Source organism: Streptomyces sp. NPDC047017 (genome assembly GCF_040644175.1).
Lineage (GTDB): Bacteria > Actinomycetota > Actinomycetes > Streptomycetales > Streptomycetaceae > Streptomyces.
Map to the genome: position 1 here is coordinate 74,487 of NZ_JBEYVW010000020.1, position 16,646 is coordinate 91,132.

The window sequence follows — 16,646 nt, forward strand, 5'->3', positions numbered from 1 at the left end:
GCTCCGCCCCGGTCCCCGGCGGGGCTTCGTCCCCTGCGTCCCTGGGGGAGTCCGGCCGCTGTCCCCCTGCGGAGGGACGTGTCCCTGCGGCCCTCCCCCTCAGTTCGCACGCCGCGCCCCAGGGCCGGCCGCCCCCGGCGGTCGGCCCTGTTCTCGTCAGCGGAGGGCTCGGAGGGCCTTTTCCGTCTGGGGGGTGTTCAGTTTGACGAAGACCGGGGCCGTGCCCAGGGGGGTGGCGTAGGACGGGAGGGTTCTTCCTCCCTTGAGGGTTTTGTGGTGGGCCACGTCGTACCAGGTGCCCGGGGGGAGGTGGACGGGACGGGTGGGGGCGGCGGTGAGTTGGGGGGCGGCGAGGACGGCCGGGCCGAGCATCCACTCGTCGGAGACGGTGTAGGCCGCCCTGTCGTGCGGGAAGTCGAAGAAGAGGGGGCGCATGATCGGGTCGCCGGTCTTCAGGGTCTGCTGGACCTGATCCCAGAGGTAGGGGGCCAGGCTGGCGTGGCGGGCGATGGCCGCGCGGTAGAGGGCGGTGGTCTGCCGGTCGTAGACCACCTTCTTGCCGGTGGTGGGGTCGGTGGTCTCCACCGGGGACGTGGAGGCGTACATCAGCGGCATCAAGGACGCCGACTGGGCCCAGCGGACCAGGACCTCCTTGGTGGGGGCCGGCTCGCCGCTGGAGCCGCCGATCATGTCGGTGGTGACGAACGGGTAGCCGATGGTGGAGATGGCCAGGTTCTGGGTGACGGAGGCGCGCAGCGAGTTCCAGCCGGTGCCCTTGTCCTCCTGCCGGGTGACGAATCCCGCCCGGTGGGCCGCCGGGTCCCAGTGGACGCGGATGCCGACGCCCTGGAGGTCGTAGCCGTCGGCGAGCTGCGCGCCGAGCCGCTGGTAGTCGGTGGGCTTGTACCCCGCGTGCGGGGCGCACCGCTCGTCGAAGAAGCGGGTGTCGAACTTGAGGCCGTCGATGCCGTAGGCGCTCATGAGGGACTTGAGGCGGCCCTCGTACCAGGCCTTGGCGTCCGGGTTGCCGAGGTCGACGATGCCGGCCGTACCGTTCCACCAGGTGACCGTGCACGGCTTGGTGGTGTCGGCGGCGTCCTTGAGCAGGTAGCCGTGGTCGGCGGCGTACCGGTACTGGTCGGAGTCGAGGTTGATCCACAGGGTGACCCAGAGGCCGAAGTCGAAGCCCAGGCCGTGGATCTCGCGCGACATGGCCCCGGGGTCGGGGTACGCCTTCGCGTCGAAGGTCATGTTCCCGTAGTTCGACTCCCACTTGTCGTCGAGCTGGAGGGTGTGCCCGGTGACTCCGTTGTCGTGCAGGCGCCGCGCGTAGTCGAGCAGTCCTGCCTGGTCGACGTGGGTGTAGAACTGCGCCCAGGAGTTCCAGACGGGTTCCGCGTACTGGCGGTAGGTGGCGTCGGACTTGGCCGGCCTGCCGACGATGCCGATGTAGTCGCGGTACACGTCCAGGGGCGTGGACTCGACGAAGACGGTGGCCTTGTAGGGGGCCGCGGAGTCGATGTCGAAGCGGCCGAGGCCGTCCCCGCCCTGGTTGAGGTCGACGTCCATGACCTGGCCGGTGTCCACGCGCAGTCCGGTCGCCGCGGAGGTGTACCAGAACGGGTCCACCATGTAGTACGACGCCGGTCCGAAGCCCGGGTGGACGACCTGGCCGCTGTCCAGCGGCCAGGGCTGGTCGGTGCCGGGGCCGCCGTTCGGGGTCTCGGCCTCGCCGTGGCCGTACCAGTGGCCCGCGGAGTTCAGGGCGTAGGCGAGGCCCAGGCGGTCGGGGGCGGCGGCGCCGGTGACCCGCCAGTCGAGCTGGTAGCGGTCGGCGGCCGGGGTGAGGCGGGCCTCGACGGTGGCGCCGGGCGCCGTGGTGGCCGCGGTGAGCGTGAGGGTGCCGCCCCGCCAGGTCCAGTGGGTGACACGGGTGGCGTGCTGCCAGGTGCCGGCGGTGCGGAAGCGCAGGGCGCCGGTGTCACCGGGGGCGGTGGCCAGCACCGTGCTGCCCGAGCGGCGGGTGGTCAGGGCGAGTTGACCGGTCGTCACCTGGAGCTGGTAGCCGGGTGCGGTGCGGCTGCGCGGGACGGTCAGGGTGAGCCGGTCCGCGGACGTGGTGAGGCGGGGGGCCTGGGGGGACGGGGCGGCGGCGGCCTCGGCCCGGTGCTGCGCGGTGAGGGTGGCGGGGAGGGCGAGGGCCAGGGCCAGGGCGGCGAGGAGCGCCCGCGGTCTGCGTGATGGTCTGCGCACGACGCATGTCCTTCGACGGAGGGAGTCAGGAGGGAGCCATGGGTCAGTGGGTCAGGGCAGGGAGGGGGGCCGGAGAGGGGGCAGGGGGGACGGGAAGTGCGGGCCCGTGCAGCGGTGCGTGCACGATCGTGCTTGATTCGGCCGATGATCGAGCAGCAAACGTCACCTGTCAACGGTGCCTCACGCCGACCTGCCGAAGCCGATGGTCGGCACCGCCCGGCGGCGCGGCCACGGCTCGACGCTCGCCTCCGGCACCAGGGCGTCCAGGAAGGCGTACCGCCGCAGGGCCGCCGGGTCCTGCGCGTCCAGGGACTGGACCCGGCGCCACCAGGCGGCGATCTCGGACCAGCCGGGCGCCGACAGGGAGCCGCCGAACTCCTGCACGGAGAGCGCGGCGGTGAGGCCGGCGAAGGCGAGCCGGTCGGCCAGCGGCCAGCCCGCCAGCGAACCGGTGACGAAACCGGCCACGAAGACGTCACCCGCCCCGGTGGGGTCCAGCGCCTCCACCGCGATGGCGGGCACCTCGGCGCTCTCCCCCGTGCGCCGGTCGACCGCGTAGGCGCCCTCCGCGCCCAGGGTGACCACCGCGACCGGCACGAACTCGGTGAGCGCGTGCGCGGCGGTGCGCGGGCAGTCGGTGCCCGTGTAGCGCATCGCCTCCTCGGCGTTGGGCAGGAACGCCTCGCAGTGCTCCAGGTCGGCGAGGCCGGCCAGGTCCCAGGTGCCGGTGTCGTCCCAGCCCACGTCGCCGAAGATACGGGTGCCCCGGCGGGCCGCCTCGGCGATCCAGGGGGCGCGCCGGCCGGGGGTGAGGGAGGCGACGGCGGCTCGCGCGCGCGGCGGGCAGGCGGGGGCCTCCGTGTGCAGCAGGACGTCCTCGGGGGGCGGCTCGTGGCCGTGGGAGACCATCGTGCGCTCCCCTTCGTACGCCATGGAGACGGTGACCGGCGAGTGCCAGCCGGGGACCGTGCGGGACGGCGAGAGGTCGATGCCCTCGCCCTGCTCCAGCGCGTCCCAGCAGTACTCGCCGTAGTGGTCGTCGCCGAAGGCGGCCGCGAGGGAGGTGCGCAGGCCGAGGCGGGCCAGCGCGGTCGCCATGTTGGCCACGCCGCCCGGGCTCGAACCCATCCCGCGCGCCCAGGACTCGGTGCCGCGCACCGGGGCGGAGGCGAGTCCGGTGAAGACGATGTCGAGGAAGACGGTGCCGGTGAGGTAGACGTCCCAGGGCGGGTCGCCCGTCACACGCAGGGCGGACAGCGGGTCCACCTGGGGGTCGAGGGGGGCGTGCGGCACCCCGACGATGTACTCGCGGTCCTGCGGGTACGCGCCGCCGTCCGGGTACACGGCGTCGTCGTCGGGGTACTCGCCGTCGTCCGGGTGCGTCCCGGCCCGTGGGTACGGGGCGTACGCGTGCTCCGGCTCGTTCGGGTACTCCGGCTCGTTCGGGTACTCCGGTCCTTGGCCGGCGGACGTGTTGGACGCGGTCACGGTGCGCTCCCTGGCATGGTGCGGATCAAGCCAGTGTGCACCAGAGGACCGACAACGCGTCGGCGGTCACGCCGGACGGACCCGCCCAGAGGTCCGCGGGCCCGGCTACCAGCGGGGCGTCGCCGGTACGGTCCAGCCCGGCTCGGCCACCCGCATCGCCGCCGCGTCGTCGCGCTCGCGCAGCGCACCGTCGTCCGCCAGCCACCGGCGGTGCAGGCGTGCCAGCTCGGCCCGGTCGAGGGCGATCCCGAGGCCGGGGGTGTCGGGGACGGTGATCCGGCCGCCGTCGAAGACGAGGCGTTCGGTGAGGACGTCCTCGGACTGCCAGGGATAGTGGGTGTCGCAGGCGTGGTGGAGGTCCGGCACGGTCGCGGCCACCTGGGTCATCGCGGCCAGGCTGATGCCCAGGTGGGTGTTGGAGTGCATGGACAGGCCGACCCCGAACGTGCGGCAGACGGCGGCGAGTTGCCGGGTGCTGCGCAGGCCGCCCCAGTAGTGGTGGTCGCAGAGCACGATCCGCACGGCGCCCCGGGAGAACGCCTCCTCGACCTCGGCGAAGGCCGTCACGCACATGTTGGTGGCCAGCGGCACACCGGTGCGCGCGGCGACCTCGGCCATGGCGGGCGTGCCGAGCGCGGGGTCCTCCAGGTACTCCAGGACGTCCCCGAGTTCCGCCGCCACCTTCAGCGAGGTCTCCACGGACCAGGCGCCGTTGGGGTCGAGCCGCAGCGGATGGCCGGGGAACGCCTCGGCCAGCGCCCGCACGGCGGCGATCTCCTGCTCCGGCGGGAAGACGCCGCCCTTGAGCTTGAAGGACGTGAAGCCGTGCCGCTCCTTGAACCGGCGGGCCTGCTCCACCACCCCGGCCGGGTCGAGGGCGGCGCCCCAGTCGTCCGGTTCGCAGGCCACTGACCCGGGGTGGGCGGCCCACCGGTAGAACAGGTACGCGCTGTACTCGACCGCGTCGCGCACCTTGCCGCCGAGCAGCGTGTGCACGGGCAGGCCGAGCGCCTTGCCGAGGGCGTCCAGGCAGGCGACCTCGAACGCGGACAGGACGGAAAGGCGCAGCTTGTCCGCGGTCCGTACCCCGCGCAGGCCGCCGCCGTCCACGGCGGTGTCGGTGCGGGAGGCGTCCACGGCCAGCTCGTCCGCGACCGTGAACAAGCCGTTGAGGTCCGAGACCTGGCGGCCCTCCAGCCTGCGGGCGAACGGGCGTGCCAGCTCCAGGTAGGCACTGTCGCCGTAGGTCTCGCCGAGCCCGGTGGTCCCGTCGCCCGTCACCACCTCCACGATCAGGCGCGGGGTGTACGGCTGGTGGACGCCCTGGGTGTTCAGCAGCGGCGGGTCGGCGACCAGCACCGGTGTCAGCCGTACCTCGGCGATGGTGAGGTCGCGGGTCACGGGCGGCTCCTCCGAGGTCGCGTACGGTCGTCTACGTACAAGGACAGAGGTTATGTAGGTGAACAACGCCCGTCAATGGGGCGACTTCCGCCCAGGTATCCGCCCCAGGAAAACGGAAAGGCCCTGCCCCCACCGCCGCGTGAGCGGTGGGGGCAGGGCCGGTGCCGTACCGGACGCGCGGGAACTACAGGTAGTACCCGAACAGGTCGGCGATCACGTGGGCGTTGCCGGCGTTCGGACGGAAGGCGATCTTTCCGTTGACGACGGGCACGGTCACCAGATTGGCCACGGTCTGGCCGGCGGTCCAGTTGAGGTTGGAGGCGTTCGGCAGCGTGGTCCCGTCGGGCCAGACGGTCAGGAAGCCGTTGGACGTCGGGGCGGTGACGGTGACGTTGAGGACGACGGCCTTGGCCTTCGCCAGGGTGTGACCGTCGTTGAGGTCCAGCCGCAGGGTGGCGCCGCCGGGCACCGGCGTGTTGCGGTCCGTGCCGAGGGCGGAGCGGGTGTCGAGCAGCCGGCTCGGGCCCGCGGTGTGGAAGGTCGAGCCGTCCGCGGTGGGCACGTAGTAGCCGAAGACGTCCGCGATGAGGTGCACGGAACCGCCGCTGCCGTTGTACAGGTTCACCTTGCCGTCGGCACCGATGGGCAGGACGACCATGTTCGGACGGGTCTGTCCCGTGAGCCAGTTGATGTTCGACGTGGTCGGACGGCTCGCGCCGTTCGGGTACGCGATCAGGAAGCCCGCCGCGGCCGGCGCGGTGGCCGTGACGTTGAGGACCACGGCGGTGGCGCCCGTGGCGGGCACGCCGCCGGCGCCGGCGACCGTCAGGGACACGGTGCCGTGACCGGCGACCGCAGTCCTGCCCGGGACGCCGATGGCGCCACGGGTGTCCAGGACGCGGGCCGGACCGGTGGGCAGGTAGGTGCTGCCGCCGTCCTGGGTGGAGTAGTAGCCGGAGACGTCCGCGATGAAGTGGACGGTGCCGCCGCTGGAGTTGTAGAGGTCGACCGAACCGTCCGCGCCGACCGGCACGGTGACCAGGTTCGGGACGACCTGGCCCTTGAGCCAGTTCAGGTTGGACGAGGCCGGGCGGGTGGTACCGCTCGGGTAGGCGATCAGGACGCCGGACGAGGTGGGCGCGGCGGCCGTGACGTTGAGGACGACCGCGCTGACGCCGTCGGCCGGAACCCCGCCGACGCCCGCCACCTTCAGCTTGACCGCGTTGTTCGCGGCGACCGGGGCGGTGCCGGGGCGGCCGAGGCCCGCGCGGGTGTCGAGGACGCGGGCCGGGGTGAGCGCGTTGAAGGTGCTCGCCGCCGAGCGCGGGACGGCCTGGCACAGGCCCTTGACGATCTCGCGGCCGTTCGGGGTGCCGAGACCGGTCGCCAGGTCGTAGCCCGCGCCCGCCCGGTACAGGCCGCTGTCATTGCCGGACGCCGTCAGGTTGTTGCTGCCGGTGGTGACGTCACGGAACGCGGTGGCCGGGAGCCGGTACAGCGCGGAGTGCACGTCGCCGACGGTGCCGTTGGCCTGGCAGGCGAGGTCCTGGTCGGCCTGTGCCATGAGCGCGGCCCACACCGGGGCGGCGCCGCTGGTGCCGCCGAGGATGTTCCAGTACTGGTTGCCGTCGCTGTCGTGGCCGAAGGCGACGGGGTATCCGGTGGCCGGGTCGGCCACTGCGGAGACGTCCGGCACCTGGCGGCAGACCCGGTCCGCACCGGCGGCGCAGGCGTCGCTGTAGCCGGTGGCGCGGCGGTTCTGGAAGTCGCCGTCGTGGGTCAGCGCGAAGTGCTGCGAGACGCCGCCGCCGGAGCCGGCCCAGGTGGTCTGCTGGGCGACCGCTGCCCGCATGCTGGTGCCGCCGACGCCGAGGACGTAGGGCGAGCCGGCCGGGTTGTCGGTGACCAGCGACGTGGGGTTGGGCACGTTCGGGTTGTTGGGGTTGTAGCAGTCGGTGGAGCCGCTGTCGCCGGAGGCGGCGACGACGGTCTGGCCCTGCGCCACGGCCTGCTGGAACAGCAGGTTCTCCGCGTCCATCACGTCGGAGGGCGTGTTCGCCTCGCAGCTGCCCCAGCTGACCGAGACGACCTTGGCCTTGTTGTCCGAGACGATCCGGCGGTAGACGTCGGTGCCGTCCTGCCAGGTGTTCGGGCCCTGGTAGACGAGGATCTTGGACTGCGGGGCGAGGCCGGCGATGGTCTCCACGTCCAGCGCGGTCTCCACCCCCACACCGGTGGTGGCGCTCGCGGGCTGCGAGGGACCGCCGTTGACCCGCACCGCGCTGACCGGGACCTTGGTGCGGTGGCACGCCTGGTAGCTGGCGATGTCCTTGGGGTCGTAGTTCTCCAGCGAGTAGACCGCGATGGTGGTGCCGGTCTGCACGTTGGGCTGGTCCGCCATGTTGTACTGGGCCGCCAGCGACTTGGCGCTCCAGTAGTCCTGCTTGTCGTGAGCGGGCGGATCCGACGCGTACAGGTCGGAGACTTCCTTGCACATCGTCGGGGTGGTCCCCGTCAGACGGGACTGGGCCCCGCCCGCCGCCGGCGCGGTCCGCTGGGTGCGGAACCCGCCCTTGAGGCCGGTGTTCCGCGGCTGGTAGGCCGCCAGCGTGCTCAGCCCGACCACCGTGCGGACATCACCCGCGATCGCGCCGTCGAAGCGCGGGGCGGTGGTGTTGACGAGGCCGGTCGTGCCGTCCCCCAGCCGGTAGCCGTCGAAGCCGGTCGCGAACGCCTCGGCGGCGCCGGCGACCGTGGTGCGCACCGGCAGGGTGAGCCCGTCGCCCTCCAGGGCGCCGACGGTGAGGCCCTCGGCCTCCAGTTCGGCGCGGACCCGCCGCACGGTCTGCGGCAGCGCGCCGAAGGTGGTCGCGAACTCGCCCGTGCCGAGGTAGTGGCGGTAGGTGGGCGACCCGGGGTCGGAGACCCCGGCGACGAATCGATTCAGCGCCGCCTCGTCGCGGGGCTTCAGGACGACGCTCAGGTCGAGCGCCTCGTCGGCGGCCGGGTCGGCCGCGCGGACGGCGCCCTGCGGGACCTTCGGCGCCGAGCCGACCCGCTGCGGGGCCGGGCCGTCGGCCGTGGCCGCGTACGACACCGGCGTCGCGGTGGCCGTCACGGCCAGGGCGGCGACGGCTGCCGCGCCCCATCTGAACGCCATTTCACGGGCGGTTCTGCCCATGCGCACTCCTTCTCGCGATCCCTGTCGCCCGGAACGCGCGGGCAGGTGAGACCGCGGAAGGGTGCGGCCGTGCCGGTGTACGGGCACGGCGAAAGCGTGAAGAGTCCATCCCCCAGGTCCGGGCGTGCTCGCCCAGGACCAGATGTGCGTAAGCCCCCCCGGCGGTGTCACCGCTCCTGCGCGGCGGACGACAGCCAGAAGTGAATCTCTATCAGTCGGATGATCGACACGCCAAGCGGGTTACCGGTCTTTACCTGACCTTGATCGGAACAAACCCGAACCTCCCCAGGCGTGACCGCTCAAATACGGTCACGCGCGGGGGAACTCGTACGCCTCCACCTCCGCGAGGTACCGCCGGCGGAGTTCCTCGTCGTCCTCCAGGAAGGAGGCGAGGAAGGAGTTGCGGGCCAGCTCGCGCAGCCGGTCCTCGGTCAGGCCGAGGGCGCGGTGGACGGCGTCGAAGTTGTCGCCTGCGTAGCCGCCGAAGTAGGCCGGGTCGTCGGAGTTGACCGTGCACAGCAGGCCCGCCTCCAGCATGGCGGGCAGCGGGTGGTCGGCCAGGGTGTCCACGGTGCGCAGCCGGACGTTGGACAGCGGGCACAGGGTCAGCGGGACCCGGTCGCGGACCAGCCGCTCGACCAGCGCGGGGTCCTCCACGCAGCGCAGCCCGTGGTCGACGCGCTCGACGCCGAGCACGTCCAGGGCCTCGGTGATGTACTGCGGCGGGCCCTCCTCCCCCGCGTGCGCCACGCGCCGCAGGCCGAGGGCCGCGGCGGCCTCGTACACCGCGCGGAACTTGGCCGGCGGGTGGCCGACCTCGGCCGAGTCGAGCCCGATGCCGGTGATCCGGTCCAGATAGGGCCGGGCGGCCTCCAGGGTCTCCAGGGCGGACTCGGCGGACTCGTCGCGCAGGAAGCACAGAATCAGCCGGGTGGAGACGCCGTGCCGCTCCTCGCTGCGGCCCAGCGCCCGCCACAGCCCCTCGACGACCGTGGCCATGGGGACACCGCGCGCCAGGTGCGCCTGCGGGTCGAAGAAGATCTCCGCGTGCCGCACGCCCTGCGCGGCGGCCCGGGTCAGATAGGCGTCGGCCAGGTCGGCGAAGTCCTGCTCGGTGCGCAGGACGGCCATCAGTTCGTAGTACAGGTCCAGGAAGGACTGGAGGTCCTCGAACCGGTACGCCTCGCGGAGCGCGTCCGTGTCGGCGTACGGCAGGTGCACGCCGTTGCGCGCGGCCAGCCCGAAGGCCAGCTCGGGCTCCAGGGTGCCTTCGACGTGCAGGTGCAGTTCGGCTTTGGGCAGAGGCATCAGAGCATCGTACGGCCTGGTCAGCGACGTTTCGGCAGCGGTACCCGCAGCAGGTCGCGCGCCACGGTCAGCTCGCCCTCGTACCCGGCCGCCCGTGCCTGGCGCTCGAACTCCTCGGGGTCGGCGTAGCGCTGGCTGAAGTGGGTCAGCACGAGGTGCCGTACGCCCGCGTCCCGGGCCGCGCGGGCGGCCTGGCCTGCCGTCAGGTGGCCGTGGTCCACGGCCAGGTGCTCGTCCTCGTCGAGGAAGGTCGACTCGATGACCAGCAGGTCGCAGCCCTCGGCGAGCGCGTGCACACCGGGGCACAGCCGGGTGTCCATGACGAACGCGAACCGCTGCCCGCGCCGCACCTCGCTGACCGCCTCCAGCGGGATGCCGCGCAGCGAGCCCTCGCGCTGGAGGCGGCCCACGTCCGGGCCCTGGATGCCGTGCGCGGCGAGCCGGTCGGGCAGCATGCGCAGCCCGTCGGGCTCGGTCAGCCGGTAGCCGTAGGACTCGACGGGGTGGGAGAGGCGGCGGGCCTCCAGGGTGTACGCGCCCGTGGTGGCGAGGACGCCGTCGCTGTCGACCGGGGCCTCGGTGAGGGCGACCGTCTCGCGGTAGGCGGTGGCGTACCGCAGGCGCTCGAAGAAGTGCCGGCCGGAGCGCGGGTAGTGCGCGGTGACCTCGTGCGGGACCCGGTCGAGGTTGATCCGCTGGATCACGCCGGCCAGGCCCAGGCTGTGGTCGCCGTGGAAGTGGGTGACGCAGATCCGGTTCAGGTCGTGGGCGGCCGCCCCGGCGCGCAGCATCTGGCGCTGGGTGCCCTCGCCGGGGTCGAACAGGATGCCCTCGCCGTCCCAGCGCAGCAGGTAGCCGTTGTGGTTGCGGTGCCGGGTCGGTACCTGGCTGGCGGTGCCGAGGACGACGAGTTCACGGGCGGACACGGCGGCCTAGCCGGGGGGCCACTGCAGGCCGCGGCCGCCGATGACGTGCGCGTGGGCGTGCCAGACGGTCTGCCCGGCGCCGGCGCCGGTGTTGAAGACGGTGCGGTAGCTCTCCAGCTTCTCGTCGTCGGCGACGGCCTGGGTCTCGCGCAGGACGTCGGCGGCGAGCCGCGGGTCGCCGGCGGCGAGGGCGGCGGCGTCCTTGTAGTGCGCCTTGGGGATCACCAGGACGTGGGTGGGCGCCTGGGGGTTGATGTCACGGAAGGCGACGGTGGTGTCCGTCTCGCGGACGAGGGTCGCCGGGACCTGCCCCGCGACGATCTTGCAGAACAGGCAGTCGTCCTGGGGTTCCCCTGCCATGGATGCGCTCCTCGGGAGTCGGTCGGAATACGGGTGCATGCTATCGAGGGCGGGAACCGGCGGCCCGTCCGGACCACCGGCTCTCAGGGCAGGGCCGGCGGGGTCTTCGCGGGGGTCGCCTCCAGGGCCTCCAGCGCGATCCGGACCGCCTCGTCCAGCTGGACGTCCCGCCCGGCGACGTGGTCCTGCGGGCGCCGCACCACCTCGATGTCCGGGTCGACGCCGTGGTTCTCCACGCTCCAGCCCAGGCCCTCCAGCCAGAAGGCGTACTTGGGCTGGGTGATCAGGGTGCCGTCGACCAGGCGGTAGCGGCTGTCGATGCCGATGACACCGCCCCAGGTGCGGGTGCCGACGACCGGCCCGATGCCCAGCGCCTTGATCGCCGCGTTGACGATGTCGCCGTCGGAGCCGGAGAACTCGTCGGCGACGGTGACCACGGGGCCCCGCGGCGCGTCCCGCGGGTAGCTCTCCGGGCGCATCCCGCGCGGCAGGTCCCAGCCGACGATCCGCCGGGCCAGCTTCTCCACCACGAGCTGGGAGGTGTGGCCGCCGCGGTTCTCGCGCACGTCCACGACCAGGCCCTCCCGGGTCACCTCGACGCGCAGGTCGCGGTGGATCTGCGCCCAGCCGGGGGCCTGCATGTCGGGGATGTGCAGATAGCCGAGCCGGCCGCCGGAGCGCTCGTGGACGTGGGCGCGGCGGCCGGCCACCCACGCGTGGTAGCGCAGCGGCTCCTCGTCGGCCAGCGGCACCACCACCACGTGCCGGACCTCGCCGCCGCCGGCCGGGGAGATCGTCAGCTCGACGGGCCGGTCCGCCGTGCCGGCAAGCAGCGGGGCCGGCCCGGCCACCGGGTCCACGGGCCGGCCGCCGACCGCGGTGATCGCGTCCCCGGCGCGCACCGCGACGCCGGGCGCGGCGAGCGGGCTGCGGGCGCGCGGGTCGGAGGTCTCGGCGGGCAGGACCCGGTCGATGCGCCAGCCGCCGTCCTCGTGCCGGGAGATGTCCGCGCCGAGCTGGCCCTGCCGGGCGCCGTCGCCGGAGCCGGCGTACGGGGTGACGAAGGCGTGCGAGGTGCCGAGTTCGCCGTGCACCTCCCACAGCAGGTCCACCAGGTCGTCGTGGGTGGCGAGGCGGTCCAGGACGGGCCGGTAGCGCGCCAGGACGCCGTCCCAGTCGACGCCGCCCAGGTCGGCCCGCCAGAAGTTGTCCCGCATGACGCGGCCGGTCTCCTCGTACATCTGCCGCCACTCGGCGGCCGGGTCGACGCTCTGCCGGACCCGGCGCAGGTCGACGGTGATGTTGGAGTCGCTGTCCTCGTCGCCGGAGGCGCGCCGGTCGCTGGGCACGACCTTGAGCTTGCGGTCGGTCCACAGCAGGACGCGTCTGCCGTCGCCGCTGACCTCGAAGTGGTCGGCGTCCGCGGCGAGGTGCTCAATGCGCTGCTGGGCGAGGTCGTAGCGTTCCAGCTCGGTCTTCGGGTCGGGTTCGTCGGGGGTGGCGCGGGAGGCGCCGAGGACGCCGGTCACCGGGTGCCGCAGCCAGAGCACGCCGTCGCGGGCGGCGCGCAGGTTGGAGTAGCGGGCGGCCTCGACCGGGAAGGGCACGATGCGGTCGGCGAGGCCGTCGAGGTCGATCCGGGTGGCCGGGGTGCCCTCGCTGTCCGGGGTCTCCTCCTTGTCCGAGACCTCGAAAGGGCGGCCGTGGCGCTGCGGGCCGAACGGGGAGGGCGTGGTCGCGGCGAGGGTGATCAGGCAGGGGCGGGAGCTCTCGACGAAGGCCAGGTCGAAGACGTGCTCGTCGTAGACGGGGTCGAAGGAGCGGTGGGAGAGGAAGGCGAGATGCTTGCCGTCCAGGGTGAAGGCGGGGGCGTAGTCCTGGAAGCGCAGCGGGGTCGCCTCGGTGACCGACAGGTCGGTGGTGTTGGCCAGACGCAGCTGGCTGAGCGGGCGCGGTCCGGGGTGGGACCAGGCCAGCCAGGCGGAGTCGGGCGAGAAGACCAGGCCGGTGACGTCGCCGTGGTCGCTGCGGTCGACCTCGCGGACCTCGCCGCTCTCGCGTTCCACCAGCAGCAGCCGTCCGTCGTGCGCGGCGACGGCGGCGCGGCTGCCGTCGGGCGCCATGGCCAGGGCGAGGACCCGGCCGAGCTGTCCGGCGGCGAGCCGGCGCGGGGTGGCGCCGGGGGCCAGGCCGGTGGCGGGCGCGAACTCCAGCGCGTCGTCGCCCTCGGCGCCGGTCACCCAGACCACCCACTCCTCGCCGTCGGCGCGGAAGGTGCGCGGCAGCCTGGCCCGTACGCCGGGTTCGGCGGCGAGCGCGCGGGCCGGGCCTGCGCGGTGGGTGACCCAGTGGACGGCGCCGCGCACCGAGACGGCGCTGCCGCGCGCGGTGTGGCCGGGGGTGGCCGAGCCGAACCAGCGGGCGGCGTTGACCGGGTACGGCTGGAGGTTCGTGCGCGACCCGCCGAGCCGCAGGTCCAGGCGGCGCGGCTCGGCGCTCTCCAGGTCGTCCAGGAGCCACAGTTCACCGGCGCTCGCGTAGGCGACGCGGGTGCCGTCGGTGGCCGCGTGCCGCGCGTAGAAGCCGTCGAGCGGGGTGTGGCGGCGCAGGTCGGAGCCGTCGGCGAGGGAGGAGTACAGCGCGCCGGTGCCCTCGTGGTCCGAGAGGAAGGCGAGCCGGTCCCCCACCCATGAGGGGTACTCGATGTTGCCGTCCAGGTCGGCGTGCAGCCGGACGAACTCGCCGCTGTCGTCCGGGTCGATCCACAGCTTGCCGGCGGTGCCGCCGCGGTACCGCTTCCACCAGGCCGCCTCGCGGCCCATCGACACGGACAGCAGCACGGTGTGCGGCCCGTACGCGATGTCGCCGACCGGCCCGTAGGGCAGCGTGGCGGCCGGTCCGCCGTCCAGCGGCACGGCCCGCGCCCAGCTGCGGCGCAGGCTGGCCTGGCCCTGGGTGGTGGTCGCCAGGACCTGGCCGTCCGGGGTCCAGCCGCGCACCTGGGTGCGCCGGCTGCCCCAGTAGGTCAGGCGCTTGGCGGGGCCGCCGTCGACGGGGGCGGTGTGCACCTCGGGGGCGCCGTCGCGGGTGGAGGTCCAGGCGACGGTGGTGCCGTCGGGCGAGATGCGCGGGTGGTCCACCGGCACGGTGTCGGCGCTGACCCGCCAGGCCCGGCCGCCGTCCAGCGGCGCGAGCCACACGTCGTCCTCGGCGGTGAAGGCGGCCAACTCCCCGTGCAGGTGCGGGAACCGGATGTACGCAGGCGATGCGGGCTGAGTCACCCGGTCAACCCTACGCAGCGGCGCGGGCCGCGGACAGGGGGTTGGATCACTTCCGTCAGGTGCGCGGCGGCCGCTCTCAGGTGCGCAGCAGCAGCCACTCCTGGAGTTCGACGAGGTTGCCCTCGGGGTCCTTGAGGTGGGCGACCCGCATCCGGTCGGTCATGGGCGCCGGGCCGTGCACCAGGTCCGCGCCGCGGCCGGTGATCTCCGCGCAGTAGGCGTCCAGGTCGTCGACGCGCAGCACCACCAGGGAGCGGTGCCCGCTCGCGGTGCCGCCCAGCTCCTGGAGTATCCCGGTCATCATGGCGCGGTCCTGGAGGGCTATGCCCGCGGACCCGGTGGCGGGGCTGAACTTCTCGTACGGGCCGGCCGCCGCGCCGGACTGCGGCTTGAGGCCCAGTACGTCGGCGTAGAAGCGGTAGCAGGCGGCGAAGTCGGTGACGAGCAGCCGGACCTGGGCGAGTTCCACGGGCGTCCCCTCGGATCGGGACCGCCGGTCAGGACCAGCGGCCGGTGCGTCCCAGCAGCAGGGCCGCGGCCGCGGTCCCGGCGGTCGATGTACGCAGCACCGTACGCCCGAGGACGTACGCCCGCGCACCCGCGTCCGCGAAGAGCGCCAACTCCTCCGGTGATACGCCGCCTTCGGGGCCGACGACGAGCACGATCTCGCCCTCGGCGGGGAGTTCGGCGGTGGCCAGGGGCGCCTGGCCGCTCTCGTGCAGGACGGCGGCGAAGTCGGCGCCGGCCAGCAGCGCGGCGACCTGTTTCGTGCTCGCCGCCTCCGCGACCTCGGGGAAGCGGACCCGGCGGGACTGCTTGCCGGCCTCGCGGGCGGTGGCCCGCCACTTGCCGAGCGCCTTGAGGCCGCGCTCGCCCTTCCACTGCGTGACGCAGCGGGAGGCCGCCCACGGCACGATCGCGTCCACGCCGACCTCGGTCATGGTCTCCACGGCCAGTTCGCCGCGGTCGCCCTTGGGCAGCGCCTGGACGACGGTGATGCGCGGGGACTCCGGGGGCTCCTCGCGCACGGGTTCCAGGCCGGCCACGACGAGGCGGTCCTTGCCCTCGGCGGCCTTCACCGCGCCCTCGGTCCAGCGTCCGCGCCCGTCGGTGAGCACGACCTCCTCGCCGGGCCGCAGCCGCTTGACCGCGACCGCGTGCCGTCCCTCGGGTCCGTCGACCACGCACTCGGGGCCGACGCCGTCGAGCCGGTCGACGACGAACACCGGCTTGGTCATCGCCGCTCACCTCCCGCCTGGCCGTGACCCGCCTGGCCGTGACCCGCCTGGCCGTGTCCGGCCGGGCCGGGTGCGGACAACGCTGTCCGGGCGGCGTCCAGTTCGGCCGCCAGTACGTCCACCAGCTCGGCGGCGGGCAGCGCGCGGGCCATGCGGTGGCCCTGCCCGGCCCACAGCGCCATGCCCTGCGGGTCACCGGCCTTCGCGGCGGCCTTGCGCAGGGGCGAGGTGAGGTGGTGGACCTCCGGGTAGGCGGCGGGCGCGTACCGGCCGTGCTCGCGCAGGAAGCGGTTGACCAGGCCGCGGGCGGGGCGCCCGGAGAAGGCGCGGGTCAGTTCCGTGTGCGGGAACAGCGGGTCGGTCAGGGCCTGCTTGTGCAGGGCGTGCGCGCCGGACTCGGCGGTGGCGAGGAAGGCCGTGCCGAGCTGGGCGGCGCTCGCGCCGGCCGCCAGGACGGCGGCGATCTGGCTGCCGCGCATGATGCCGCCGGCGGCGATCACCGGCAGGTCGACGGCCTCGTGGACCTGGGCGACCAGGGAGAGCACGCCGATGCCCGCGCCGTCGTTCTCCGGCCGGTCGCGGTGGGCGCCCTGGTGGCCGCCGGCCTCCACGCCCTGCGCGATCACCGCGTCCGCGCCCGCCCGCCGCACGGCCAGGGCCTCCTCGACGGTGGTCACGGTGACCAGGACGTGACTGCCCACACGGTGCAGGGAGTCGACGATCTCGCGGGTGGGCACGCCGAAGTGGAAGGAGACCACCGGGACCGGGTCGTCCAGCAGGACGGCGAGTTTGACGTCGTAGCCGTCGTCGCCGCCGCACTCGGGATCGCCCAGCTCCGTCTCGTACCAGGTGGCCTCGCCGGCCAGTTGCTGGGCGTAGAGGTCGACGGTGCCGGACTCCGCGTGCTCGGGCTGCGGCATGAAGACGTTCACGCCGAAGGGGCGGCCGGTCAGCCCGCGCACCTGCTTGATCTCCTGGTACATGCCGTCGGCCGTCTTGTACCCGGCGGCCAGGAAGCCCAGCCCGCCGGCCTCGGACACGGCGGCGGCCAGCTGCGGCCCGGAGGGGCCGCCCGCCATCGGTGCCTGCACGATCGGATGAGGGAAGAGATCGGTCAGCGCGGACAGTGCGGAGGACATGTGCGCATGGTGTCACGTCCTGCGCACGGCTCCGAATCCGGGCATCCCTTGGCATATGCCAGAGGCAGCCA

Annotated in this window: 11 protein-coding genes; all 11 read right to left on the reverse strand. The window is 73.8% G+C overall.

Translation table 11 applies throughout. The features are described from left to right. Positions 1-156 precede the first annotated feature (156 nt). Positions 157-2,253: a glycoside hydrolase family 31 protein gene (locus ABZ858_RS29240; RefSeq protein WP_361385027.1), complete on the reverse strand. Its 2,097-nt coding sequence runs from the start codon at positions 2,251-2,253 to the stop codon at positions 157-159. Positions 2,254-2,433: 180 nt separating this feature from the next. Next, positions 2,434-3,555 (reverse strand): PfkB family carbohydrate kinase, encoded by a 1,122-nt coding sequence (locus tag ABZ858_RS29245; protein WP_361385231.1) that lies wholly within the window; start codon positions 3,553-3,555, stop codon positions 2,434-2,436. A 291-nt stretch (positions 3,556-3,846) separates the two neighbouring features. Then, positions 3,847-5,142, reverse strand: a complete 1,296-nt coding sequence (locus tag ABZ858_RS29250) for a glucarate dehydratase family protein (RefSeq protein ID WP_361385030.1) — start codon at positions 5,140-5,142, stop codon at positions 3,847-3,849. A gap of 184 nt (positions 5,143-5,326) precedes the next feature. Next, positions 5,327-8,323: a protease pro-enzyme activation domain-containing protein gene (locus ABZ858_RS29255; RefSeq protein WP_361385033.1), complete on the reverse strand. Its 2,997-nt coding sequence runs from the start codon at positions 8,321-8,323 to the stop codon at positions 5,327-5,329. A gap of 309 nt (positions 8,324-8,632) precedes the next feature. Next, positions 8,633-9,631 carry an adenosine deaminase gene (locus tag ABZ858_RS29260; RefSeq protein ID WP_361385036.1) on the reverse strand — a complete coding sequence of 333 codons (999 nt, stop codon included), beginning with the start codon at positions 9,629-9,631 and terminating at the stop codon, positions 8,633-8,635. Between the two features lie 20 nt (positions 9,632-9,651). Beyond that, a complete protein-coding gene (locus ABZ858_RS29265; RefSeq protein WP_361385039.1) occupies positions 9,652-10,557 on the reverse strand; it encodes a ribonuclease Z in 906 nt (301 codons plus the stop codon). 6 nt (positions 10,558-10,563) lie between these two features. Beyond that, positions 10,564-10,917, reverse strand: coding sequence for a histidine triad nucleotide-binding protein (locus ABZ858_RS29270; RefSeq protein ID WP_361385042.1), 354 nt, complete (start codon positions 10,915-10,917; stop codon positions 10,564-10,566). Between the two features lie 83 nt (positions 10,918-11,000). Further along, positions 11,001-14,198, reverse strand: coding sequence for a S41 family peptidase (locus ABZ858_RS29275; RefSeq protein ID WP_361385045.1), 3,198 nt, complete (start codon positions 14,196-14,198; stop codon positions 11,001-11,003). Positions 14,199-14,274: 76 nt separating this feature from the next. Then, positions 14,275-14,667 (reverse strand): VOC family protein, encoded by a 393-nt coding sequence (locus ABZ858_RS29280; protein WP_361385048.1) that lies wholly within the window; start codon positions 14,665-14,667, stop codon positions 14,275-14,277. A 28-nt stretch (positions 14,668-14,695) separates the two neighbouring features. After that, positions 14,696-15,436, reverse strand: coding sequence for a 16S rRNA (uracil(1498)-N(3))-methyltransferase (locus ABZ858_RS29285; protein WP_361385051.1), 741 nt, complete (start codon positions 15,434-15,436; stop codon positions 14,696-14,698). Further along, on the reverse strand, positions 15,433-16,575 hold the full coding sequence (locus ABZ858_RS29290) for a nitronate monooxygenase (protein WP_361385054.1): 1,143 nt from the start codon (positions 16,573-16,575) through the stop codon (positions 15,433-15,435). The genes ABZ858_RS29285 and ABZ858_RS29290 overlap by 4 nt, the downstream gene beginning before the upstream one ends. Positions 16,576-16,646 lie beyond the last annotated feature (71 nt).